Source organism: Actinomycetota bacterium (assembly GCA_030019255.1).
Taxonomy (GTDB): Bacteria; Actinomycetota; Geothermincolia; order Geothermincolales; family RBG-13-55-18; genus Solincola_A.
On the sequence record JASEFK010000004.1, the window covers coordinates 217,112 to 241,517 of the forward strand.

The 24,406-nt window shown below is 65.3% G+C and carries 21 protein-coding genes; 14 read left to right on the plus strand and 7 right to left on the minus strand.

The annotated features are described in order from the left end of the window. Positions 1–56 precede the first annotated feature (56 nt). Together QME84_05240 and QME84_05245 are read right to left on the minus strand one after the other, a co-directional pair. A complete protein-coding gene (locus tag QME84_05240) occupies positions 57–767 on the minus strand; it encodes a methyltransferase domain-containing protein (protein MDI6873669.1) in 711 nt (236 codons plus the stop codon). Between the two features lie 355 nt (positions 768–1,122). Further along, on the minus strand, positions 1,123–2,775 hold the full coding sequence (locus QME84_05245; protein ID MDI6873670.1) for a glycerol-3-phosphate dehydrogenase/oxidase: 1,653 nt from the start codon (positions 2,773–2,775) through the stop codon (positions 1,123–1,125). A 376-nt stretch (positions 2,776–3,151) separates the two neighbouring features. Here QME84_05245 and QME84_05250 point away from each other — a divergent pair, with 376 nt between their 5' ends. Further along, the gene (locus QME84_05250) at positions 3,152–4,462 is read left to right on the plus strand and encodes a HAMP domain-containing sensor histidine kinase (protein MDI6873671.1); all 1,311 of its coding nucleotides are present in this window, start codon (positions 3,152–3,154) and stop codon (positions 4,460–4,462) included. Between the two features lie 327 nt (positions 4,463–4,789). Continuing rightward, a complete protein-coding gene (locus QME84_05255) occupies positions 4,790–5,179 on the plus strand; it encodes a response regulator (protein MDI6873672.1) in 390 nt (129 codons plus the stop codon). A gap of 431 nt (positions 5,180–5,610) precedes the next feature. Here the strand turns inward: QME84_05255 and QME84_05260 are convergent, their stop codons facing one another. Continuing rightward, the gene (locus QME84_05260) at positions 5,611–7,020 is read right to left on the minus strand and encodes an FAD-dependent oxidoreductase (protein MDI6873673.1); all 1,410 of its coding nucleotides are present in this window, start codon (positions 7,018–7,020) and stop codon (positions 5,611–5,613) included. Positions 7,021–7,787: 767 nt separating this feature from the next. Here QME84_05260 and QME84_05265 point away from each other — a divergent pair. Then, entirely contained in the window at positions 7,788–8,972 is a 1,185-nt protein-coding gene (locus QME84_05265) for a thiolase family protein (protein ID MDI6873674.1), read from the plus strand. 116 nt (positions 8,973–9,088) lie between these two features. Next, on the plus strand, positions 9,089–9,481 hold the full coding sequence (locus tag QME84_05270; protein MDI6873675.1) for an OB-fold domain-containing protein: 393 nt from the start codon (positions 9,089–9,091) through the stop codon (positions 9,479–9,481). Between the two features lie 78 nt (positions 9,482–9,559). On the opposite strand, the gene QME84_05275 is transcribed toward QME84_05270, so the two are convergent. The 3 genes from QME84_05275 to yedE are packed head-to-tail and all read right to left on the minus strand — an operon-like array spanning position 9,560 to position 11,237. Then, the gene (locus QME84_05275) at positions 9,560–9,832 is read right to left on the minus strand and encodes a DUF3343 domain-containing protein (protein MDI6873676.1); all 273 of its coding nucleotides are present in this window, start codon (positions 9,830–9,832) and stop codon (positions 9,560–9,562) included. Between the two features lie 44 nt (positions 9,833–9,876). Continuing rightward, positions 9,877–10,095 (minus strand): sulfurtransferase TusA family protein, encoded by a 219-nt coding sequence (locus QME84_05280; protein MDI6873677.1) that lies wholly within the window; start codon positions 10,093–10,095, stop codon positions 9,877–9,879. Between the two features lie 47 nt (positions 10,096–10,142). Further along, positions 10,143–11,237, minus strand: coding sequence for a YedE family putative selenium transporter (yedE, locus tag QME84_05285; GenBank protein ID MDI6873678.1), 1,095 nt, complete (start codon positions 11,235–11,237; stop codon positions 10,143–10,145). 857 nt (positions 11,238–12,094) lie between these two features. Here yedE and QME84_05290 point away from each other — a divergent pair. The 10 genes from QME84_05290 to hypE all read left to right on the plus strand — a co-directional run bounded on the left by QME84_05290 (position 12,095) and on the right by hypE (position 23,782). Further along, positions 12,095–13,207 (plus strand): hydrogenase small subunit, encoded by a 1,113-nt coding sequence (locus QME84_05290; protein MDI6873679.1) that lies wholly within the window; start codon positions 12,095–12,097, stop codon positions 13,205–13,207. Beyond that, the gene (locus QME84_05295; protein ID MDI6873680.1) at positions 13,207–14,802 is read left to right on the plus strand and encodes a nickel-dependent hydrogenase large subunit; all 1,596 of its coding nucleotides are present in this window, start codon (positions 13,207–13,209) and stop codon (positions 14,800–14,802) included. The genes QME84_05290 and QME84_05295 overlap by 1 nt, the downstream gene beginning before the upstream one ends. A 16-nt stretch (positions 14,803–14,818) precedes the next feature. Next, positions 14,819–15,319, plus strand: coding sequence for a hypothetical protein (locus QME84_05300; GenBank protein MDI6873681.1), 501 nt, complete (start codon positions 14,819–14,821; stop codon positions 15,317–15,319). Continuing rightward, the gene (gene rsxC / locus QME84_05305; protein ID MDI6873682.1) at positions 15,319–16,644 is read left to right on the plus strand and encodes an electron transport complex subunit RsxC; all 1,326 of its coding nucleotides are present in this window, start codon (positions 15,319–15,321) and stop codon (positions 16,642–16,644) included. The genes QME84_05300 and rsxC overlap by 1 nt, the downstream gene beginning before the upstream one ends. A gap of 6 nt (positions 16,645–16,650) precedes the next feature. Further along, entirely contained in the window at positions 16,651–17,802 is a 1,152-nt protein-coding gene (locus QME84_05310) for an RnfABCDGE type electron transport complex subunit D (protein MDI6873683.1), read from the plus strand. A 197-nt stretch (positions 17,803–17,999) separates the two neighbouring features. Next, on the plus strand, positions 18,000–18,455 hold the full coding sequence (locus QME84_05315) for a HyaD/HybD family hydrogenase maturation endopeptidase (GenBank protein MDI6873684.1): 456 nt from the start codon (positions 18,000–18,002) through the stop codon (positions 18,453–18,455). Positions 18,456–18,461: 6 nt separating this feature from the next. Next, entirely contained in the window at positions 18,462–21,002 is a 2,541-nt protein-coding gene (gene hypF, locus QME84_05320; GenBank protein ID MDI6873685.1) for a carbamoyltransferase HypF, read from the plus strand. A 341-nt stretch (positions 21,003–21,343) separates the two neighbouring features. Next, a complete protein-coding gene (locus QME84_05325) occupies positions 21,344–21,577 on the plus strand; it encodes a HypC/HybG/HupF family hydrogenase formation chaperone (protein ID MDI6873686.1) in 234 nt (77 codons plus the stop codon). 88 nt (positions 21,578–21,665) lie between these two features. Next, on the plus strand, positions 21,666–22,751 hold the full coding sequence (hypD, locus tag QME84_05330; GenBank protein ID MDI6873687.1) for a hydrogenase formation protein HypD: 1,086 nt from the start codon (positions 21,666–21,668) through the stop codon (positions 22,749–22,751). 2 nt (positions 22,752–22,753) lie between these two features. Further along, positions 22,754–23,782, plus strand: a complete 1,029-nt coding sequence (gene hypE / locus QME84_05335; protein MDI6873688.1) for a hydrogenase expression/formation protein HypE — start codon at positions 22,754–22,756, stop codon at positions 23,780–23,782. Positions 23,783–23,790: 8 nt separating this feature from the next. On the opposite strand, the gene QME84_05340 is transcribed toward hypE, so the two are convergent. Next, complete coding sequence (locus QME84_05340; GenBank protein MDI6873689.1) at positions 23,791–24,237, minus strand: VOC family protein; 447 nt, start codon at positions 24,235–24,237, stop codon at positions 23,791–23,793. Positions 24,238–24,406: the final 169 nt, after the last annotated feature.

Genomic DNA, 24,406 nt, shown 5'->3' on the forward strand with positions numbered 1-24,406 from the left:
CTAGATGCGGTTTCTCCGTTTCCCCTGCATTGCATGCCCCGGGATGGCCTGGATGCTTATCCTTTCTTCACCCCGGTTATTATCCGGTATCCGAATTCGGCGGGGGGCACGGGTAGAACCTCCAGGCCGTGCAGGCCGGCCTCGAGGAAGGCCTGTCGCCAGATCCGGTCGGTGGTGAAGTATTCGCCCTCTTCCCTGAGAACGGCGGGCAAGTCGCCGAGGTGAAGAAGCATAGTCCGGTACGCCCCATGGTCCAGGTCGTAGAGGGATTTTCCCACCATCTTGCGGATGATGTCCCGGCAACGGTCCGGGTCCTCGGGAGGACCCTCCACGTCGCAGAACATGTCTGCGTAGACCAGCCTTCCGCCCGTTTGAAGTACGCGAACTATCTCCCGGGCGCAGAACGGCCTTTCGGACGGCAGCACGTGGTGCAGGGCCAGGTTGGAGAGTACGACGTGGACATGCTCGGCGGGAAGGGGGATGCGCATGGCGCTTCCCTGGAGGATGTGCACCCGCCCGTTGTCCCGGAAACGGCGCTCGCAACGCTGAACCATCTTCTCCGAGGGGTCCACGCCGTAGAGCTCGGCGGCGGGGAAGGCCTCCGCCAGGCGGGAGAGGAAGACACCCGCCCCGCAGCCCAGGTCCAGCACCCGCTTTCCGGAGAGGTCGCCGGCGAGCTTCAGCATCGTGTCCAGGGCCTCCTGGTACATGGGATCCTTGTCAAACAGGCCCTCGTAATCCCCTTCGAACTCGTCCCAGAATCCCAACCGGCCTCCTTCACCGCTTCCTGCTTCTTATGGCCATTATTCCCAGCCCTGACCTGGGCCATTCATTCCGTGAAGTTGACGCAGGCGTACACCGCTTTCCATGGGGTGGACGGGTCGCTTTTCAACCCTCGTCCGGGCCGGGAGGACGACGGACACGACCGCTTCCCTGCGTGCCGGTTCCCTGATGATCCTTCCGTTGGGTGGAAGGGGGAACGGCTGATCGGCGAGGCCGGTACCCAGGTCTCTCCCTCCAGCAGAGGCGCCGGGCATCATGTCCCCATCCTTTCACCGTTTTCTTGAAACCCGTTGTCCTCGACTCCTCCCGGCTTGTCCCGGTCGCTGGATGAAGGAGGGTTCACTCCTCCCGGTAGGCGCGGGAGAGTTCCACCACCCGTCGGTAACTTTCCACCTGGCGCCTTTTCTCATCTTCACTCCATCCCAGCTCCCGCCCCAGAAGCTCGGCTACCCTTTCCGCGCACCCCAGGCCCTGCTCCCGGTCCTCGTAAAAGATGAGGCTGCGGCGTACCATGAAGTCCTCCAGGTTGATCACCATTTCCTCCCGGGCGGAGTAGACCACCTGGGCCTCGATATAAGGTAAGCCCTCGCCCAACCTGCGGGACAGAGAGGGGTCCTCGGCCATAATGCCCAGTACCCTCAGGGCACCCGTTCCCAGGAGCTGGAGCCTGTGAATGACGTTGTCTTCCAGCCGTACCTCCCTGGCAAGTCTTTCCAGTCGCCTGGAGAAGTCCCTACCGTCTTTTCCGAAGACGGGAGCGTTCCTGGTGGTGCACCTCGGGATGCCCCGTATGCCGTGCCTTTCCTCCAGCCGGCGCACGGCAAGGTCCACCAGCTCCTCGGCCATGGAGCGGGCGGTGGTCAGCTTTCCGCCGGCAATGGAGAGGAGCCCGGAATGGCTCTCGTAGATGGAATGTTCCCTGGAGACCTGGGATTCCTTGACGTCCTTGCCCCCTCCCTCCAGAACCAGGGGGCGCAGGCCGGCGTAGGTGCTGAGCACGTCGTCGTAGTCCAGCCGAGCGCGGGGTAGGGCGCGGTTGGCGGCTTCCAGGATGTAGTCCACGTCATCCCGCGAGGCGCGGACGTGGTCGTAGTCCCCCTCGTAGTCCGTGTCCGTGGTCCCGATGATGGTGAAGTTCCGCCAGGGGACCACGAAGAGCATGCGCTGGTCCCGGGGTGAGAGGATGGGCATGGCGTTGTAGGCCTTGACCCGTTCCCAGGGCACCACCACGTGGGAACCCTTGGTGGGACGGAGCTTGGGGGCGGCGCCGGGTTCGTCCAGGCGGCAGACGAAGTCCGTCCAGGGCCCGGTGCAGTTCAGGACCAGCCGGGCCTCGATGTCCAGCTCCCGCCCCCCTATCTCGTCCCGGGCGCGGACACCGCAGACCGCCCCGTTGCGGCGCAGGAAATCGGTCACCCGCACGTAACTCAGGCAGCAGGCCCCCTCCAGGTGGGCGGACTGGACGTGGGAGAGGGTGAGGCGGGCATCATCGGTGGCGCAGTCGTAGAACTGGCCTCCACCCTTGAGGCGCTCCCGGTCCAGCTCCGGCTCCACCTCCAGTATGCGCCGGGAGCCGTGCAGCTGGTGATTCTGCACGTTGCGGAAGAGGGCCAGGATGTCGTAGAGCCACAGGCCCATGGCGATCATAAAAAGGGGGTTCTTGTCCCCTTTGTACACGGGGAAGATGAAGGATTGCGGCCACACCACGTGGGGGGCGTTGACCAGCAGGCGCCTCCTTTCCCGGCAGGCCTCGAAGACGAGCTTGAAATCGAATAGCTCCAGGTAGCGCAGTCCCCCGTGGACCAGCTTGGAGGAACGGGAACTGGTGCCGAAGGCCCAGTCGTTCTTCTCCACCAGCACGGTGGACAGACCCCGGCGGGCCGCGTCGCGGGCCACGCAGGCGCCGGTGATGCCTCCCCCGATGACCAGGACGTCGAATGTCTCCGCCGTCGCTCTTTTCAGATTCTCTTCCCTGCGCTGCTTCGAGAACATCTTCAACTCCTTCTCTCCTGCTCCGTCCTATGAAACATGATAGCCCATGCGGTCCCTTGATGCCTCGGGACCGGACGGGCGGAGCCGCGGACCGGGGGAAAAGGGTTGCCGCGGTTGCGAGTGCGAAATCGCGAGGACAGCGGGAAATATAGGTTATAATTAATCTACAACTGCCAAGGAAAAGATGGAGGCACCTTCGCAACACCGCTCAGCAGATCAAGTCGCGCCGTGAGTTTCCAACCCTTTCCAGGGCCTTTAACGGGCGGTTCGGGCGGAGGGCGGTGGGCGGTTTCCGCGGCCCGGGCGTGGCGGTGAGTCCAACCAGGCGGGCATCCGCCCGGGGTCCCGGGCCCGGCAGGAGAACGGGGGCAGCGGGTTGCGCCAGCAGATCATCCAGGAGATAGCCCGCTCCGTGGTCTCGGCGGGCGGGGTGGAGAACATCATCCGCTCCCTGGTGGAGGCCACCGCGCGGGGAACGGGGGCCAGGGGTTGCACGCTCTTCACCCTGCGCGAGCGGGACGGCGAGCTCGTCCCGCGGGTGAGCTGTGGGATCCGGGAGGCTTACCTGCAGAAGGGCCAGGTGATCGCCGACCATGCCCTGCGCCAGGTACTGAAGGGCAATCCCCTCTTCGTCTGGGATGCGACCGGGGACCCGCGCATCGTCCGCCGGGAGGAGTTGAGGCGGGAGGGAATCTCCTCCATCGTCTTCCTGCCCTTCCGCGAGCGTCGGGGAGTGCGGGGATTGATGCGCCTGTACTTCGGGGAGCCCCGGAAGTTCGACCGCGAGGACCTTGACTTCCTCAATTCCGTGGCCGAGCTCTGCGGGGCCATCCTGGAGATGGCCGAGGAACGGGAGACGGTGGCCCGGGACGCCGAGGAGGCACGCCGGACCCTGGTGCGCATGCGGGACGAAAGGCGCCACTTCCTGAGCTTCCTCTCCATGGTCACCCACGACCTCAAGTCGCCCCTGGTGGCGGTCCAGGGTTACCTGAAGATGCTGCTGCGCAAGGCCTCGGACCGCCTGGACGAGCGCATGCTGCAGGGGATAAGGCGCAGCATCCAGCGCATCGACGGGATGATGGAACTCATAAGCGACCTCCTGGAGCTCTCCCGCCTGGAGAGTGGCCAGGTGCTGGCGGAGCTCAAGGAGGTCTCCTGGGAGGAGGTGCTGTCCGCGGCGGTGGAGATGGCCCACGAGCTGGCCGACCCGAGGGGCATACACGTGGTCTCCGAGATACAACACCCCCTGCCGGAGGTTTTCGCCTCGGACATCCGCCTCCAGCAGCTCATCCTCAACCTGGTCTCCAATTCCGTGCGCTTCACCCCGCGGGGAGGCCGCATCACCATAAGGGCTCGCCGGGAGAACGACCAGGTGGTGGTCAGCGTGGAGGACGAGGGGAAGGGCATCGAACCCGAGAAACTGCCCCACATCTTCGAGGAGTTCTTCAAGGGGGATCCCGAGTCCCCGGAGGGGACCGGGCTCGGGCTCAGCATATGCAAGCGCATCGTGGAGATGCACCACGGTGAGATATGGGCGGAGAGCCCGGTGCCCGAGACCGGCAGGGGGACCAGGGTCACCTTCACCATCCCCGTAGGCGTGACCTGCGACCTGGAGGACCGCTGGAAGATGGGCGAGGCGGGTGAGGGGGCCCCGTTCAAGGGCAGTGCGGGGGCGCGGGGCTCATGAGGAGGGACAAGGCATTGGTCGTCAAGGTGGTGGGCCCGGAAACCGTTGCGGACGATGGGGATGCGAGGCCTTCCCTGCCGGTTCCCCTCCCGGGGCGATGGAGGGGCCGGGAAACGACGGTGGTGATGGGGACTGGATGATTGTCTTTCTGGTTCCCACCCGCCGAGTTCATTTGGCCGTGGAGATCACGGTGGTATAAGTTTAAGAACACGCTCGTGCGGCTGTGGGAAGAACGATCAAATTCCCGTGAGCGCCGAAATCGAGCCCGCACGTCGGGCTTGAGGTGGAGCCCAGGCGTACAGGACGCGGCATAGACGGAGGTGCGCGATGCAGAAAAAGATCCTTCTGGCCGACGACGACCCCGATGTGGTGGAAGTGGTCTCCATGCTCCTCGAGGACGAGGGGTATGAGGTGGTGACCGCCAAGGACGGTGCCGAGGCCCTGGAGAAGATCAAGCTGGAAAACCCGGACCTCATCATCCTGGACCTACTCATGCCCCACGTGGACGGCTTCGCCGTCTTCGACATGCTGCGCGATCCCCGCTACGAGCGCTGGTCCAAGATCCCCGTGGTCATCCTGACCTCGGTGCGGGAGGAAGTGAGCAACCGGCGCTACGAGCTGGAGACGGGGCGCAAGATGGACTACGCCGCCTACCTGGAGAAGCCAGCGGACCCCGATGAGCTCCTGGAAACGGTTTCCAGGCTGCTCTCCGGGTAATGAGCCTCCATGGGGTCAGGTCTTGAATTTTGATACCCCCGGGGGTATATGAGGTAAGGGGCCGCTGGGTAATGGTCTGGCTCTTTTACTTCTTCCGGAAAAGGCCGGGATTAATTGTCTCGCTCGCCTCCACGAAACGTCCCCGGAAAGAGGAAACGGTGCCAGGAGGGCTCGCTGCGACCGACCCGGTCGGCCCCGGAGTGGGAAGTTGCAGGAAGGGGATTGCCCGTGCGGGCATTTCTTGCCGGCATAGCCGGAGAACTCTGCCGTTAACCACGCAGGGAGCCGGAAGGAAAAGGGGCTGAACCCCGCAATCTCTCGCGGGAAAGAAAAAGGGCTGATTTAGAAATATACCGAATGTGGTTGGGAAATGAAAAGGGACTGACCCCAAGGTATTGATGGGGAAAGGGAAAGGGGCGGGCCATCGAAGTTTATTCGAGGCCCTCGGCGTCGCAGGTGCATTCCCGTCCCAGGACCCGTGCCTCGGCCAGGTTGCCGGCCACGATGGGGATGTCCACCGGCCGGCTGAAGGGTGGGGCGTAGGCCAGGTCCAAGGAAGAGAGGTCGCTCGCCTTAAGTCCCGCCGCCAGGCACAGGGAGAACACGTCCAGCCGCTTATCCACCTGGGCTGCATGGTCGCCCACCACCTGCGCCCCGAGCACCCGCCCCGTCCCTTTGTCCACCGTCACCCGGGCGGTGAGGCGGGGAAGCTCCCGGGCGTAATAACCGGGGAGGACGGAGTCCTCCACGGTGACGGCGTCGGCCTGGAAACCGGCGTCCGCGGCCTCTGATACGCTGAGCCCGGTCTTCCCGGCGGCCATGTCGAAGGCCTTGAGGACGAAGGTCCCCAGCACCCCGGGGAAGGAAGCCTCGTTCCCGGCGGCCGTCTCCCCGGCCACCCGCCCCTGTTTGCGCGCCGTGGAGCCCAGGGGTATCCAGCTCTCCTTTCCCGACACCCGGTGGAGGGTGGTGGCGCAGTCTCCGCAGGCCAGCACGTCAGGAACGTTGGTGCGCATGGAAGCGTCCACCTTTATCGCCCCCCGGGCGCCGAGCTCTATCCCCGCCTGGCGGGCCAGGTCGCTCACGGGACGTATGCCGATGGAGATGAGCACCAGCTCGGCCTCCACCGCTCCCCTGGAGGTGACCACCCGCCGCACCTTGCCCCCGCCGTCTCCCTCCAGGCCCTCCACCTTCTCCCCCAGGTGGAGTCGCACCCCGTTGCCCTCCAGGTGCTCACCGAGCTTCCCCGCCAGGTCGGCGTCCATCGGTGGAAGGACGTGGTCCAGGAGCTCCACCAGGTGGACCTCCATTCCCAGGCGGCGCAGGGCTTCGCACATCTCCAGGCCCACGGCCCCGCCCCCCACGATGACCGCGCGGTGCGGCGCCTGGAGGTCGATGAAGGATTTCATCTCCAGGGCTTGGGTGAGGGTGCGGAGGACGAAGACCCCCTCCAGGTCACGCCCAGGCAGGGGCGGGACCACGGGGGCGGCACCGGTGGCCAGGACGAGCACGTCGTACTCGATGGAGAGCTCGCTCACTCCCTCCAGGTCCACCACGCGGAGGGTCTTATTCGCGGTGTCGATTGAGCTCACGCGGTGGCGGAGGAAGACGCGGATGTCCTGCCTTTTCAGGAACTCGTCCGGGGTGCGGGCCAGGAGCCTCCGCCAGTTGGGGGAATGTCCCCCGATGAAGTAGGGTAACCCGCACCCGGCATAGGAGATGAACTCGTCTTGGTCGTAGATCTCTATCTCCGCGTCCGGGCAGCAGCGCCGGGCCTTGGAGGCCGCGGTGGCTCCACCTGCCACCCCGCCGACTACCACTATCCTGCGCGAACGGGCCATGGATCATCACTCCTTTCGAGCGATATTTTCATCGGCGTTCATCGGCGGCGCATGCGCCGCCGGGCCGGATCCCTCTCCCCCGCGGGGTCGTTTACTTTCCGCCTCGCCGCGCGTGGCAGGTGTGACCGTCCCTCTCCCGCGTGGGCACTCTTATCATTCCCACCCCGAGCCTCCCTTAACCGCGCGGCCACCCGCTTAACCGCGCGGCCACCCGCCCGGCCTCCCGCCGATGATGGTAGGCGAGGAAGACCGGGTGACCGCGCCCTCTCGCTGATGGCCCATCAAGTGGGCTGTCCGGGCGGAAACGGAATGCGTGGCAGGGATGGGAGCGTGGCCGGTGAGGCACGACCGGAACGACCCCGGATCCCGCGCCCTTACGAAGCCCGCTTTTTACGGCGGGTACGGGTGAGGTCGCGAAGCCGTGCCCGTCCGCCCTTTCCCCTTGCTCGGGTATAATTGTATCGAAGGTCGCCAAGGGGGCGCGGCATTCCGGAAAACGAGGGAAAAGCTCTATCCTGATGAAAAATCCCGGATCGGAGGCGAGGTCTCTTCCCCGGGGGAAGACCCGGGGGAAGTAGTGCTTTAAGAATCCAGGCGTTCAACGGGCGGAACGGTTCCGCGGGAAGTCAAATACTCCGGCCGAGAAAAGGAGCGCCGGATGGTAAAAGTCCTCCGAGGCGAATGGGGGCTGGGGATGGGAACCGCGCGGGCCGCGTCTTCGCCTGGCCCAGGATGTATCGTGTCCTTGCGGGAAAGGGGGTACCGCCTTGAGGGAAGTTTATATCGCCGGCGTGGCCATGGCCGACGTGGGAAGGCATTTCCTGGACCCCCACGAACTGGGGGCGCGGGTGTGCGCCGAGGCCCTGCGGGATGCCGGGCTCCTCCCCCGCGAGGTGGAGGGCATCGCCACCACTCCCCACGGCTACATGGCCGACTTCCGCCGTTTTCCCAGCCAGAGGATGGCCGATTACCTGGGCATCACCGCCGGTTTCATGATGGACGTGGACAGCGGGGGCAACTCCAGCACCGCCGCCGTGCTGGCCGCCTGCGACCGCATCCGCCTGGGAAGGATACGCTCCTGCCTGGTCTACGCCGCCCAGAGGGAGATCCCCAAGAAGGAGGTTCAGAAGGACGTGGTGGGCCACTTCCACCTCATCAGGGCCGCTAATTCCCTCTACGACTCTTACCAGGCGGCTTACGGGGTGATAAGCCCCCTCCCCTTCTACGCCATGGCCGTACAGAGGTACATGCACCGGTACGGCGTGTCGCCCGAGGACGTGGCCCGGGTGGCCGTCCTACTGCGGGAACACGCCCTCCGCCATCCCCAGGCCGCCTACCGGGAGCCACTGACTCTGGAGGAAGTCCTCTCCAGCCCCCTGGTATCCCCTCCCATCCACCGCCTGGAGAGCTCGGAGATGCACGACGGGGCGGCGGCCGTGGTGCTGGTCTCGGAAGAACTGCTCCGGGACCGGGAGCGAGCCGTGCGGGTGGCCGCCGTGGCCGAGGCCCACGACCCCACCAATTTCGTACCCTACCGGGGGGAGATAGACGAGTTCCCCTGCGTGGAGCGCGCCGCCCGTGCCGCCCTGGCGGAAAGCGGCTACCGGGTGGGGGACGTCGACGTGGCCGAGGTCTACGGGGCCTTCGCCGGCCTGGAACTCATCATGTACGAGAGGCTGGGTTTCTTCCCCCGGGGGGAAGCGCCGGCCGCGGTCAGGGAGGGCAGGACCACCCACGGCGGTGAGGTGCTCCTCAATCCCAGCGGGGGGCGGCTGTCCCTGGGTCACCCGGCCTACGTGACCCCTCTCCTGGAGATCGTAGAGGTGGTGCGCCAGCTCCGGGGCGAGGCCGGGGAGCGGCAGCGTCCGGGGGCCGCGGTGGGGCTGGTCCACACGGAGCAAGGGTTCATCAACGGGTCGATAGTGATGGTACTGGACCGCGGGACGGCCTGAGGGTGAGGGATACAGGACGCCGAACCTCGTATGCCGAATGGTTTGGCGTTAAGCCCTTTCCCGCGGGCATCCGAAGGTGTTTGGGAATGGAAAAAACTTGAGTGGAGGGAAGCGCCGTGGACACCAGGCCTTACATGCAGGACCGCGCCGCGGAGGAATTTTTTTCCAAGCTGGCGGAGGGAAGGTTCCAGAGCACCCGCTGTTCAGGCTGCGGGACCCTCCATTATCCGCCCCGCGTGGTATGCCCGGAATGCCTGGGGGAGGAGCTGGAATGGGTGGACCTGCCCCGCGAGGGCACCCTCCTGGCCTTCACCTGGCAGGAGGCGGCCATGCGCTGCCGCAAGCCGGACGTCCTGGGGCTGGTGGAGCTGGAGGGGGTGGGTCACGTCTTCACCCGCATCGACGCCCCCTACGAGGATCTGCACATCGGGCAGCGGGTGACCTTCGACACTTGGACCTCCCCGGACGGACTCGTCCTCCACCATTTCCGCCCCGTCGAGGATGGCTGAACGGGGCCGCCGTTCAGGCGGATTAACGTACCGCCTTGGCGAGCAGGCGATTCCCGCGCTGAAAACCCGCTTTGAGATTCAGTAATTCTCGAAGCGGTCGTAATCCACGCCCCCCGATTCGAGCACTTCCCGCAGGCGCTCGCTCTCCGAGGCCAGGTGCCGGAGGCATACTCCGCAGTCCGAGCTCAGGTGGCGGGGTATGGGAATGAGTTTCACGGTGAGCCCGTCCCCGGCGGCCAGCTTCTCCGCCCTGATGGCGTGGTGCATGGAATGGAAGAGGGCCACGCGGGTGGGCTCCCCTCCGAAGAGGTCCCTGGATTTCCTCCCCCTCAATCCCCTGCCGCCAGCCATCGTGGAACCCCTGCAGACGTTCGGACTACGTGCGGCGGGGACCGCTATTTCCTGGTGATGGTCAAGATGAACTCCTCGTTTTCCGTCTCCCTTACCTCCACCTGGCAGCCCTCCCTGGCGGCCAGCCGGGAGACGTTATCCCGGGCGGTTCCGGTATCCACGAGGACCTCCAGCTTCCCGCCGCTGGACAGCTTTTCCAGATACTTGCGGGTCTCCACCACCGGCAGGGGGCAGGAAAGCCCCCGGCAGTCCAGGCGCTCCATCCGGTTCACCTCCGCTCGAAGAATGAATACGCTTTCCTTGCCTTCCCTCAGGCCTTGGCAGGCGCCTCCCCGCGCATGGTCAGCCCGACGACCACGCAGAAGACAAGGCCCACAAGCACGGCCGCCGGTCCCCAGCCCCAGTTGGCGGGGTTGTTGGGATAGGGCGTCCCGGCCGTCCCGAAGTTGTGGGCGAATCCGGCGCCCACGATCATGCCCAGCACGAAGATGGCGGCATCTCCATCCCCCTCCCCGGAGAGGAAGAGCTGGCGGCCGGGACATCCTCCGGCCAGGGCGAAGGCCAGCCCGGCCAGGAGCATGCCGCCGAAGTTGAGGAGCTGATTGGTGTGGGCCACCGGCTGTCCGGCGAAACCCCAGTGCGCCTGTCCGTAGATGAGGTTCATGACGAAGGCCCCGGCGAGGAGGGCCACCACGCCGCTCATGAGGTGGAAATCCCGCATGAGTATCACGTCGCGGATGGCGCCCATGGTGCAGAACCTGGTCCTCTGGGCGATGAACCCGATGACCACGGCGATGCCCAGGGCCACCAGGTAGTTGGCGTGCTGGGAGCCCGGACCCTCGGTGCTGAAGAAGGGAGCGCCCGTGGAGAGCACCGGCTTGATGATCAGGAGCAGGAGGAGTCCGAGCATAATGAGAGGCATGACCGCTCCTACCATGGGGCTGGACTTCCGGCTCCGCCCCAGGTTGTAGCCGCGCTTGATGAAGATGACGCCTATGCCCACCCCGCAGGCCAGTCCCGCCAGGGCAAGGATGGCGTTTCCGTCGCCTCCCGCCAGGCGTAGCAATGCCCTCCAGGGGCATCCCAGGAAGACCAGTGCCCCCACCATGGCGAAGAAACCGAGCATGAAGCGGATGACGGGAGCGGAACCCGCCCTGGCCCGGTATTCGCGGAAGAGCAGGGCGGCGATCATGGCCCCGAAGACGAAGCCCATGATCTCCGGCCGTAAGTACTGGACCGCTGAGGCTCGGTGGAGGCCGAGGGAACCCGCTATGTCCCTTTCGAAGCAGGCCACGCATATCCCCATGTTCTTTGGATTGCCCAGTTTCTGCAGGGTGGAAGCCAGGATGCCTATGGCCAGCCCCACGGAGACGATACCCCAGCGCGACTGGAAGAACCTGTTGATCCTTTCCACTTGAACCCCCTTCCGGAACGTTCGATTCCTATGCGGAACGGGTTACCGATACGCGAGTTTTTACGGGCGTCTCTCCCTTCCCGCGGGCTGCGCACGGGCCGAATGGAGATTTCACGGGCATCACCACCTTTCGAAAGACGATCCTTAATTAATAAATTTTATAATATTTATAAATAAAAAATTAAAATTTCGCTACCGGTTCGAGAGTATTTTTGGGCAACAACCATCCTTTCCGCTTAACTTGACAGGCATGATTTTTTCTGTTAGCAAATTTAAAGGACCTGAGGAAAGTGGGTTTCCGCTGACAGAAACCCTCAAAGACGAGGTCGGGTAAGAAGCGAAATCCTAACTGCATTATTTTCATTCAGGCCGAGGCGCCCGGCGGATCTCGGGTGTGGGCTGAGTGGGCGCGAAATTTGGAAAAGGGAAGGGAATTAGAATTTGAACGATATATGGAAAAATATGGTAATTACCTTCATGCGGAACGGGAAACGACGAACATCGCCGTATATGTTAATCGGGCCCTCCAGATGAGCCCGTGCGGGCTTCGGAGAGCGTCGCACTGACCGTTGAAGAGGACGTGATCTCCGGCGGGCGAACCGCTGGAAGTGCGGAAAGGTTCGAGGCCTGAGACGTGGAAGCGCACATGGAAGGCGTGGAAACACGCGGGAAGCGTGTACTCCTCTCGTTTATCATGCCCGGAGGAAGGCGGGAGCGGTATCCTTCCGCACGATCCCAGGAAACCCCCACTTTCCTAGGTCGATCCCGTCCCTCCGGGCATTTCTTATAGGTCCAAACCGGCGACCCCTTTGGTTGCGGAAATGAGTCGTACAGGAGGTGAAAGGTTGGTGGAGAAGAAGGGTGTGACCAGGCGCCAGTTCCTCAAGTACGCCGGCGCCACCGCGGCCCTGCTGGGGTTGAGCGAATCCCTGATCCCGCAGATCGCCCAGGCCCTGGAGGAACTCTCCTCCGGGAAGCCCCCCGTTCTGTGGATACAGGGGCAGAACTGCACGGGATGTTCCGTCTCGTTCCTAAACACCAACTACCCCATGGCCGCGGAGATCGTGCTGGACAAGCTCTCCGTGCGCTACCATCCCACGGTGATGGCCGCGGCGGGGGACAAGGCCTTCGGCGTGCTGGAGGAGACGGCCAAGGAGCTAGCCGGCAAGTACGTGCTGGTGGTGGAGGGCCCGGTGCCCACCGCCGAGGGCGGCGAGTACTGCACCTTCGGCCTGGAGAAGGAGACGGTTTCATTCAACGGTTATCAGCGCCGCAAGGACAAGCCCATGACCGCCTGGATGGAGGAGCTGGTCCCCGGCGCGGCCGCGGTGGTGGCCCTGGGCAACTGCGCTTCCTTCGGCGGCATACCGGCGGCCAACGCCTCGGTGACCGGTACCAAGGCGGTGCAGGAGATCGTCAAGGAGATCGCCAAGGACAAGCCGGTCATCAACATCGGCGGCTGCCCCGCTCACCCGGACTGGTTCGTGGGAACGGTGCTGGATTACCTCATCAACAAGAGGGTCCCCGAGCTGGACCGGCACAATCGGCCCAAGATGTTCTTCGGCAAGCTCATCCACGAGAACTGCGAGCGGCGGGCGGCCTTCGATGCCGGGCTGTTCCTCGAGGACTGGAACGACGACAACCCGGATATGAAGCTCTGCCTCTTCAAGCTGGGCTGCAAGGGCCCGGTGACCTACGCCGATTGTCCCACCCGCCGCTGGAACTCCGGGGTCAACTGGTGCGTGGGGGCCAACGCTCCCTGCCACGGGTGCGCCGAGCCTTCCTTCTACAAGGATCTCTCGCCCCTCTACGAGCCCCTGCCGGAGGTCCACTTCGCCGGTCTCACCCCCATGGTGGACACCCTGGGGTGGATCGGCGCGGCGGCCACGGCGGTGGGCATCGGCGCCCATTACCTGTACAAGCAACTCGGCAAGAAGGAGCCCGAGGGAGGTGAGTCCTGATGGCCCAGCTCATCAGCATAGACCCGGTAACCCGCATCGAGGGACACCTCCGCATCGACGTGGAGGTGGAGAACGGCGTGGTCAAGGACGCCTGGTCCTCGGGGACCATGTTCCGGGGCATCGAGATGCTCCTCAAGGGGAAGCATCCCTTCGACGCCCAGCAGGTCACGGAGCGCATCTGCGGCGTGTGTCCCCTGGTGCACGGGACCGCCGCCTCCTACAACCTGGATGACGCCCTGGGCGTGGAGCTCCCGGACAACGCGCGCATCATCCGCAACCTGTGCCTGGGGGCCAACTTCATCCAGTCCCACATCCTGCACTTCTACCACCTGGCCGCCCTGGACTACGTAGACGTCACCGCGGTAGCCAAGTACACCGGGAACGACCCCGCCCTAGCGGCCCTCCGGGACAAGATAGCCGCCCTGGCCAAGGCGGGGGACGTCTATCCCTTCCTTCCCCGCTACGAGTCCGACGACTACGTCAGCGACCCCGAGCTGGCGGCCATCCTGGTCAACCACTACGTGCAGGCCCTGGAGATGCGCAAGAAGGCCCAGGAGATGCTCTCCATCTTCTACGGCCGCATGCCCAGCTTCGTGGGGACGGTTCCCGGCGGCGTGACCGTGCATCCCACGGTGTCCAACATCGCCGCCTTCCGGGCCCGCCTCAACGAGCTGCGGGTGTGGATCGACAACGTTTATATCCAGGACATACTCACCGTGGCCGGCGTCTCCGCCTACGCCCCCTTCCTCACCGCGGGCGACTCCGGCGGCAACTACCTGGCCTACGGGGGCTTTGACCAGGACTCCAAGGGCGCGGAGAAGTTCCTGCCCCGCGGGTTCATCACCGGGAACAACGTGGCCGCGGTGGGCGAGCTCGACGAGGACAAGATCACCGAGTCGGTGAAATACTCCTGGTACAAGGACGAGGGGGACTGGCTGCATCCCAGGGAGGGCATGACCGAGCCCGATGTGCACAAAGAGGGCGCCTACTCCTTCCTCAAGGCCCCGCGCTACGACGGCAAGCCCATGGAGGTGGGCCCCATGGCCCGCATGCTGGTGCTGGCTGGGCTGGAGCTTTCCGGCAAGAGGAAGGAAAAGAAGCTCATGCCCTTGATTGAAAAACTGGGGCTGGCTTCGGCGGTGGACGCCTGCGTGCAGGCCGGGAAGTTCGGCATCCTGCCGCGCCACGCCATGCGCGCCCTGGAGTGCAAGCTCCTGGCCGACGAGATGGACAAGTGGCTGGACGAGCTCAAGCCGGGCGAGAAGATCTGGGACAAGAAGGACATCCCGGGCGAGGCCTACGGCCGGGGGATGGTCGAGGGTCCGCGCGGCGCCCTGGGGCACTGGATCCACATTAAAAACAAGGTCATCGACAACTACCAGTGCATCGTGCCCACCACCTGGAACGCGGCTCCGCGGGACAAGAACGGCAACCGGGGACCTATCGAGACCGCCCTCATCGGCCTTCCGGTTCCCGACCCGGAAAATCCCATCAACGTGGTGCGCTGCGTAAGGTCCTTCGATCCCTGCCTGGCCTGCGCCATCCATGTCATCCACCCCGAGCACAATGGCGTCAAGGAATTCCGCGTGGTCTGAGGAAGGGGGGGTACCCATGAAGGAGAAGATCAAGGTACCCGGCCCGGCGAAGGTCATTTACGCCGCCTACCTCAGCGCGCTGGCGGTGTCCATCTACACCGGGTTCAATAACTTCCACCCCTTCCTATCCGGGTGGAGGTATCCCTGGCAGATGAGCATCGCCAAGAACCTGGGCCTGGCCTCCATCTGGGTGGTGGCCCTCACCGCCGGGGTGTACCTCTACTACTCCACCCTGGGCCGGCCCAAGGGGTGGAAAGAACCGCTGGGGATCTTCCGGGCCGTCCTGGCTCTTTTGGCCATCTGGTACTTCCTGGTCAGCTTCGCGGTTTATGACCCCAACGGGTGGCTGCGGGGCCTGGTGGACGGGCTGGGCGGAATCGCCGGCACCTGGAAGGTGTACTCCGTGTTCCTGTGGATAGTGCTCCTGCTGAACGTGATCTACCTGTACGCCCGCTGGGCCAAGTCGGAGCGCTTCCCCCGCCTGCGGGCGGCGAGCGGCGAAGAGGGGGTGAAGTGATGTCTGGAAAGGCGACCTACAAGACCTTCAAGGGAGGCATCCATCCCCCCTACAACAAGGAGCTGGCCTCGGGGAAGGCTATCCGCCCGGCGCCGGTGCCCTCGGAGGTGTTCATCCCCCTCCAGCAGCACATCGGGGCCCCCAACGAGCCCCTGGTCAAGCCCGGGGACCGGGTGGAGCTGGGGGAGAAGATAGGCGCGAGCGAGGCCTTCGTCTCCGCACCGGTGCACGCCTCGGTGGCCGGCATGGTGAAGGACATCACCGAGGTCACCGGTTTCACCGGAGCCAAGGTGAAGTGCGTGGTGATCACCCCGGACGCGGAACAGCCGGAGTTCACCAAGCAGGACCGGGACATCACCGCCCTCTCCGACCAGGAGATAAGGGATATCGCCCGGGAGGCGGGGCTGGTAGGCATGGGAGGAGCCGCCTTCCCCACCCACGTCAAGCTCACCCCGCCCAAGGACAAGCCGGTGGACACGGTGATCATCAACGCCTGCGAGTGCGAGCCCTTCCTCACCTGCGACCACCGGGTCATGCTGGAGCGGCCCCATGACCTGGTGCAGGGGTTGAAGCTGCTCATGCGGGCGGTGAACGCCAAGCGGGGTATCATCGGCATCGAGGCCAACAAGATGGACGCCGTGGACGCCGTTCGCGGGGCGGCCAAGGGCGAAGCGGGCGTCGAGGTGGACATCCTGGAGGTCAAATATCCCGAGGGGGCGGAGAAGATGCTCATCTTCGCCCTGACCGGGAGGAAGGTTCCCCCGGGCAAGCTCCCCTCCGAGGTGGGCTGCCTGGTGCAGAACGTGGGCACCGCGGTGGCCCTCTACGAGGCCTGCGCCTGGGGGAAGCCCCTTTACGAGCGGGTGCTTACCGTCACCGGACAGGGGATTAAGGACCCGGCCAACCTCCTGGCCCGGGTGGGGACCCCCATCTCCACCCTCATCGAGGCCTGCGGGGGCTTCGCTGGCCAGCCGGGGAAGGTGATCATGGGAGGACCCATGACCGGGTGGGCCCAGCCGGATACCTCCGCCCCGGTGGTCAAGGGGACCTCGGGCATAGTGGTCCTCACCTCCGAGCTGGTGGACGTGGGGACGGAAGAGGAATGCGTGCGCTGCGGCAAGTGTGTGGACGTGTGCCCCATGTTCCTCCTACCCAACTTCGTCGTCCAGGCGGTGAAGAAGGAGCAGTGGGACCGGGCGGAGATGTGGGGAGCCCTGGACTGCTTCGAGTGCGGGTGCTGTTCCTTCACCTGTCCCGCCTACATCCCGCACGTGCAGTACGTGCGCAAGGCAAAGGCCGAGATCGCGGCCCTGAAGAGGAGATAGGGGGTGATGAAAGTGGCGGACAAGATGCTGGTCACCGTCTCTCCTCACCTGCACAAGAAGGACGAGACCATTCAGCGCGCCATGAAGGACGTGCTCATCGCGCTGACCCCGGCCGCGGTCTGGGCTCTGGTGGTCTTCGGGTTCAACGTGGTGTACATCCTGGCCGTGAGCTGCATCACCGCGGCCCTCTCCGAGGTGGTCATGCGCAAGATAATGCGGCGCAAGCCCACCCTCTCGGACTACAGCGCCATGGTGACCGCGGTGCTCTTCGCCTTCCTGCTCCCGCCGACCACCCCCCTGTGGGTGGTGGCCATCGGCGCCTTCCTGGCGGTGGGCATCGGCAAGGAGCTCTTCGGCGGCCTGGGCAAGAACATTTTCAACCCGGCCATCTTCGCCCGGGTGCTGCTGTGGTTCTCGCCCCTGGCCGTGTACACCACCAAGTTCGTTAAGCCCTTCTTCTGGAAGACCTCCGGGTTCTTCACCCCCATCGCCACCAGCATCAACGAGGGCGCGGTGGGCAGGGTGGTCTACAAGACCCTGGCCGGCAACCCGGTGGACATCCCCACCGCGGCTACTCCTCTGGCGCTGCTCAAGTCGGGTAAGTGGCTGCCGGACATGGTCGCCGGGCCCACACCGGTGGGCGCCACCTGGTTGAACTCGGGAGGAAAGCCCTCCTTCTGGTCCCTGTTCCTGGGGGCCAAGAGCGGGTGCATCGGCGAGGTGTGCATCCTGGCCCTGCTCATCGGGGCGGCTTACCTCCTGTGGCGGCGCACCATCGACTGGAGGATCCCGGTGGGCATCATCGGTACCTTCTTCCTGCTCACCCTGGTCACCTGGCATCATCCCATATACAACCTCTTCTCCGGGGGGTTGTTCCTGGGAGCCTTCTTCATGGCCACCGACTGGGTGACCAGCCCGGTGACCAGGAGAGGGAAGTGGATATTCGCCGTGGGAATAGGCGCCACCGTGTTCATCATGAGGTTCTGGAGCCTGCGACCGGAGGGCGTGGCCATCGCCATCTTCCTCTGGAACATCGGCACCCTGGTCATCGACCGCTACATCGCGGTGCCCAAGTTCGGCGAGGTGGGAGCGAAGGTTTTCAACCAGCTTCCCGTCCTGCCCGAACCGGCTCCGGAGCCTGCGAAAAAACAGGCCTGAAAAGGAAAGAGGGACCCCCGGGATTTCCCGGGGGTCCTTTTTTATGGGGTCAGGTCTTGAATTTTGCATTCCAGGTAGCCGACCATGTAAGATTCCTTGAGTAAGCGCAAAATCCAGGACTTTATTCCTTATCAACAGGTTCCATTCGATACCCCCGGGGGTATCAAAATTCAAGACCTGACCCCTTGGGAGGGATAATGTCTCATTTCGTGGTCATAGGAATAGGGAATCTCCTCCATGGGGATGACGGCCTGGGCATCTACGCCGTCCGCCGCCTGAGGGAGAGGCTCTCCGGGGAGGTGGAGCTGGTGGAGGGAGGCGTACTGGGCCTGGACCTCCTCCCTTACCTGGAGGGCAAGGAAAAGGCGATCTTCATAGATGCCGTGGACGCCGGCGATGAGCCGGGGGCGGTCTTCCGCTTCTCTCCCGGACAGGTGCCGCGTGCCGGAACCTCGCCACCCGTGTCCCTTCACGACCTCGGGCTCTACGAGCTGGTAGGCGCCGCGCAACTGCTGGAGCAGTGCCCGCGGGAGATAATAATCATCGCCGTCCAAGTGAAGAGCCTGGACCTGGGCAGTGGCCTCTCCCCGGAGGTGGAGGCGGCGCTTCCTGTGGTGTGCCGCCTGGTGGAGGAGGAAGTGAAGGAGGGGTAAGTCCGCGTGGCGTCGAGGAAGTGCCTGGACATCCGGGTGAGGGGCATCGTGCAGGGCGTGGGCTTCCGGCCCTTTATCTACCGCTTGGCCCGCGAGTACCGACTGGCGGGCTGGGTGGAGAACACCCCCGAGGGAGCCCGCATCCTCGCCTGCGGCGGGAGGCGGGACCTGGAGAATTTTCTGGAAGACATTTCCAGAAAGGCGCCTCCCGCGGCGGTGATCGAGGAGATCCGCGCCGAGGAGATCCCCGGAACGGGTGACCTTCCCGCGGCCGCCGAGGCCGTACCGGCCACCGGGGAGTTTCGCATCCGCGAGAGCTCCCATGCCGGGGAGAAGGTAGCCCTGGTCTCCCCCGACCTGGCCACCTGTCCCGACTGCCGGCGGGAACTGTTCGACCCGCATGACCGCCGCTACCGCTACCCCTTCATCAACTGCACCAACTGCGGGCCCCGCTTCACCATCATCGGCGGCATCCCCTACGATCGTCCCCTGACCACCATGGCCGGGTTCACCATGTGCTCGGAATGCGAGAGGGAATACAACGACCCCGCCGACCGGCGCTACCACGCCCAGCCCAACGCCTGTTCCCGCTGCGGACCTCGGTTGTGGCTGGAGGACGAGAGGGGGGAAACGGTGGACGGGGACCCGGTCGTCCTGGCGGCCCGGGCCCTGCGGGAGGGGAAGATCGTGGCCGTGAAGGGGCTGGGAGGTTTCCAGCTGGCCTGCGACGCCGGAAGCGACGAGGCCGTTTCCCGCCTGCGGGAGCGCAAGCGCCGTTACGCCAAGCCCTTGGCGGTCATGGTGGGGAGCCTGGAGGAGGCGGAGAGGTACTGCGAGGTGAGCGAGGAGGAAAGGAAGCTCCTCTCCTCCCCCCGCGCCCCCATCGTGCTGCTTACGGAGAAAGAGGGTTCGCGTCTCTCGCGGGAGGTGGCGCCGGGCCTGCGGAACCAGGGCCTCTTTCTCCCCTACACCCCCCTGCACCACCTACTCATGGCGGAGGCGGGGATCCCCCTGGTGATGACCAGCGGGAACGTGAGCGAGGAGCCCATCGCCAAGGACAACGGTGAGGCGCGCCGCCGCCTGGCAGGCATCGCCGATTACTTCCTCATGCACGACCGCGACATACTGGTGAGGTACGACGACTCGGTGACTTCCGTCCTCCTGGGGAAGGAATACCCCCTGCGCCGGGCTCGGGGTTACGCGCCCTACCCGGTAGTCCTGAGCGAGGGGAGCCCGGTGGAGGTCCTGGCCCTGGGGGCGGAGCTCAAGAACACCTTCTGTTTCCTGCGCGGGAAGCACGCCTTCCTGAGCCAGCACATTGGGGACCTGGACAACGCGGAGACCCTCCGACACTTCGAGGAGGCTATGGAGGCCATGCGGCGCCTATTCTCCCTCCGGCCGGAACTGGTGGCCCACGACCTCCACCCGGACTACCTCTCCACCCAGCTGGCCGCGGAGTTCGGGCTCCCCCGCGTGGCCGTGCAACACCACCACGCACATATAGTGAGCTGCCTGGCGGACGGAGGGGAGAGCGGCCGGGTCATCGGTGTCTCCTGGGACGGCACCGGCTACGGCACGGACGGCACGGTCTGGGGTGGGGAATTCCTCCTCGGCGACGAGGTGGAGTTCGAGCGCGCCGGACACCTGTACGCCTTTCCCATGCCGGGCGGGGAGGCCTGCGTGAAGGAGCTGGACCGCATGGCCTTCGGAGTCCTGTGGGAGGTCTGCGGGGGAGACGAGGGGCGGGTGCTGGGAAGGTATCTCGCCTTCATGGGGAGAGGGAGGGAAGGAGGGAAGAGCGGGGAGGCCTGTCCGGCGAAGACCGCCACGGCTAAGCCGTCTTTCCACGTCCCCGAAGGCGACCCTCGCCCGGGAAGGTCGGCTTGGAAAGGATTCCGGGAAGGGGGAACCTGTCCAGCAGGGGAAGCCGCGCGGGGAGCGGATGGGGACGCTGCGGCCGGCGGTGAGGTGTTGTGGGATCCCGGGCGACGGGCGGAGGCCCTCGCCGCCCAGTTGAGGAGCGGTTTCAACACCCCTCTCACCTCCAGCGCCGGGCGGCTCTTCGACGCTGTGGCCGCCCTCATCGGCCTTAAGACGCGCGCCTACTACGAGGGGCAGGCGGCCTGCGAGCTGGAAGCCCTGGCCTCGCGCGCCCCCTCCTCCCTGCGGGAAAATACCTACCCCGTCGACATCTCCGAGGATGGACGTCCCATGGTGTGGGACACCCGGACCATGGTCCTGGCGGTGCTCGAGGACCTTTCCCGGGGCACCGATCCGGCCACGGTCGCCGCCCGTTTCCACGCCGCCCTGGCCCGGGGGGTGGCGAGGATGTGCCGGGCCCTGCGGGAGGAGACCGGCCTGGAGAGGGTGGCCCTGAGCGGGGGCGTATTCCAGAACCGCTTGCTCACCCCCCTAGTGGTGGAACTCCTGGAAGAGAAAGGATTCCGGTGCCTTCTGCACCGCAGGGTGCCCTGCAACGATGGGGGTATCTCCCTGGGCCAGGCGGTGGCCGCGGCGAGGCGGTGGCAGGAGGGTCGCAAGGCATGATCTGTCCGGGTTGGGGATCGGAGGCGCCCACCCTCGTGCCCGGGGCTGGAAAGGTCATCCTCCGAGGGGTAACCGCACAAGGTGTAGGGTAAAGGTGGGCAGGGCAGAGTTGAAGGAGGTTGGAAGCTTGTCGTACGGTAGTCGGGGTTTCGGCCGGTGCCCTGGGAGGGGAGGAATTCCAGGGTTGGTAATATATGGTATTCAGGTCGGGATGCATCCAGAGCGGTTGGAGGTGGGTGGATGATAATATAATGTCTCTGTCTACCGTATGTCTACCGGAATGACCGCGGAGGAACCATGACCAACCGCGAGGTCTCCCGTGAAGAGAACGGAGGAAAGCGATGTGCTTGGCCATACCCGCTGAGGTCGTGGAACTGCAGGAGAACGAGACCGCGCTGGTGGAGATCGGAGGGGTGCGCAAGGTGGTGAGCCTCATGCTCCTGGACGGCGTGAAGGTGGGAGATTACGTCCTGGTCCATGCCGGCTTCGCCATGGAGAAGGTGGACCGCGAAGAGGCGGAGAGGACCCTGGCCATCCTGGAGGAGGCCGCCGAGTACGGGCCCCTTTACGAGTAGAGGGGAGGAGCACGTTGACGTTCCCACACCGGAACATCGAAAGCCCGCAACGCTCTTCATGCCGGTCCGAGGAAAGGGATGGGGCGATTTGAAATATCTTGATGAATACCGCTCCCCCGCTATCCTGCAGGGGCAGCTCCGGGCCATAAGGGAGCTCGACACGAGCGCGGTGCTCATGGAGGTATGCGGCACCCATACCATGGTCATCTCCCGCTCCGGGCTGCGTCCCCTGCTGACCCCGGAGGTGGACCTGGTCTCCGGGCCGGGTTGCCCTGTGTGCGTGACCTCGGAAAGAGACATGGGCCGGGCCCTGGCCCTGGCCTCCATCGAGGACGTGATCCTGGCCACCTTCGGGGACATGGTGCGGGTCCCAGGCCCACAGGGGACCCTTCTGGAGGCCTCCTCCCGGGGGGCGGCGGTTAAGGTGGTGTACTCTCCCCTGGACGCCGTGGCCCTGGCCAGGGAGAACCCGGATCGCCGGGTGGTCTTCCTGGGGGTGGGCTTCGAGACCACCGCCCCCACGGTGGCCGCCGCGGTGCTGCGGGCCAGGGAGGAGGGGCTGGGAAACTTCTTCGTCCTTAGCCTGCACAAGCTCATCCCCCCGGCGCTGAAGGCGCTGGTTCATATGGAAGACTTTTCCATAGATGGTTTTCTGCTCCCCGGCCACGTGAGCGTGGTCCTGGGCACGGAGGCCTATCGCTTCCTGCCCCGCGAGCACGGTATTCCCTGCGTGATCTCCGGGTTCGAGCCGGCGGACATCCTGCGCGCCGTGTATCTCCTGCTGCGCATGAAGGCGGAGGGGAAGCCGGAGGTGGCCAACGAGTACTCGAGGGCCGTCCGCCCGGAGGGGAACCGCAGGGCCAGAGAGACCATGTGCCGCGTCTTCCGGGAGGCGGACGCGGAATGGCGGGGCCTGGGCCTCATCCCGGGGAGCGGGCTGGCGCTGCGCGAGGAGTTCGCGGACCTGGACGCCGGTAGCTGGGAGGTGGAGGTCCCGGAGGTGAGGGAGAGGAGCGGCTGCCGCTGCGGCGACGTCCTGTGCGGGAGGATAAGGCCCACGGAGTGCCCGCTGTTCGCCCGCTCCTGCACCCCCGACTCGCCCTTCGGGCCCTGCATGGTCTCCAGCGAGGGGACCTGCGCCTCCTACTACCTTTACGAGGAGGAGGGCCGCTGAGGATGGCCGAGGGAAGGGGCGGGACCATCACTATGGCCCACGGCGCCGGGGGTTCCCGGATGCTGGACCTCCTGGAGGAGGTGGTCTACCCCGCCCTGGGTAAGAGCGCTCTACCCGACGGGGAGGACGCCGCCGCCCTCCTCCTGGACGGCGCGGAGCCCGGTTTCCGCCTCGCCTGCACCACCGATTCCTTCGTGGTCAAGCCCCTCTTCTTCCCCGGGGGGGACATCGGGAAACTGGCGGTGTGCGGGACGGTGAACGACCTCTCCATGCGCGGGGCCAGGCCCCTTTACCTGACCCTGGGACTCATCCTGGAGGAGGGGCTTCCCCGCGAGGTGCTGGGGCGGGTGCTCTCCTCGGCGGGCCACTGGGCGGAGAGGGCCGGGGTGCGGATCGTGGCCGGGGATACCAAGGTGGTGGAGAAGGGCGCCGCGGACGGGATGTACATCAACACTGCGGGGGTGGGTATCATCCCCCCGGGAAGGGAGGTCTCCATCCGGGGGGCGCGGCCCGGCGATCTCCTGCTGGTCAGCGGGTGCGTGGGGGATCACGAGACCGCGGTGCTCAGCCGCCGGGAGGGCTTTGACTTCCAGGTGGAGGTGGAGTCGGACTGCGCCCCCTTGAACGCGCTGGTGGAGACTATGCTGGAGGTGGGCGAGGTGCACGCCCTGCGGGACCCCACCCGGGGAGGACTGGCGGCCTCCCTGAAGGAGATGGCCTCCGCCTCCGGCGTTTCCCTGGAGGTGAGGGAAGCGGACATCCCGGTGCGGGAAGGGGTGCGGGCCTTCTGTGAGATGCTGGGCCTGGATCCCCTCCTCCTGGCCAACGAGGGGAAGCTCCTGGCCGCCGTGCACCCGGAGTCGGCCCCCGCGGTTCTGGAGGCCATGCGCGCTCACCCCCTGGGGAGGGAGGCTGCGGTCATCGGAAGCGTGCTGGAAGGACCCCGTGGCCGGGTCTCCATCCTCACCCCGCTAGGGTCCTCGCGCCTCTTGCGCATGCCCTCCGGCGAGCACTTTCCCCGCATCTGCTGAAGTTCGCCTCAGGGCGCCTTCTTCAACGATTGCTGCCAGATCCTCATCCACTCCTCCTCGGGGAATTCGGCGAACTGGATGAGGGTTCCCAGGGCCTCGCGGGGATGCAGGTAACATTCCTTCCACAGTGGGTTGGAGGTGTTGATGTCGAAGGGGTTGAGGCCCTGGCCGCGCAGGTATTCTACCGTCCCCTCCAGGTCGCTGACCTTGAAGGTCAGGTGGTGCAGGCCCTCTCCGCGCCGGGCGATGAAGCGGTTCACGAAGTTGTCGGGATCGGAGGAGTAGACCAGCTCCAGCATGCTCCCCGAGCCCAGGAGGAAGGAGGCGAAGCGGAAACCGCCCCACTCCATGTCCATGACCTCCCTGGCTCCCAGCACCCGGGTGAGGAACGCCGCGGCCAGCTCCTTGTCCTTGACCGCGAAGGCCACGTGATCCAGCTTTTCCACGTTGTGCATGCTCGACCTCCCTTCCCTTCGTTCCCATGAGCGTCCACTCCGCTCACGGAAGAGACGAAAACGATCCATTGCAGTCCAACCAGCCCCCGGTCGTGGCGCGGCGCGGCCCACGCTGGCTTTGCCTATAATCATATTATGCCTATGCCTTTCGGTTACGGCGTCCTGAGGG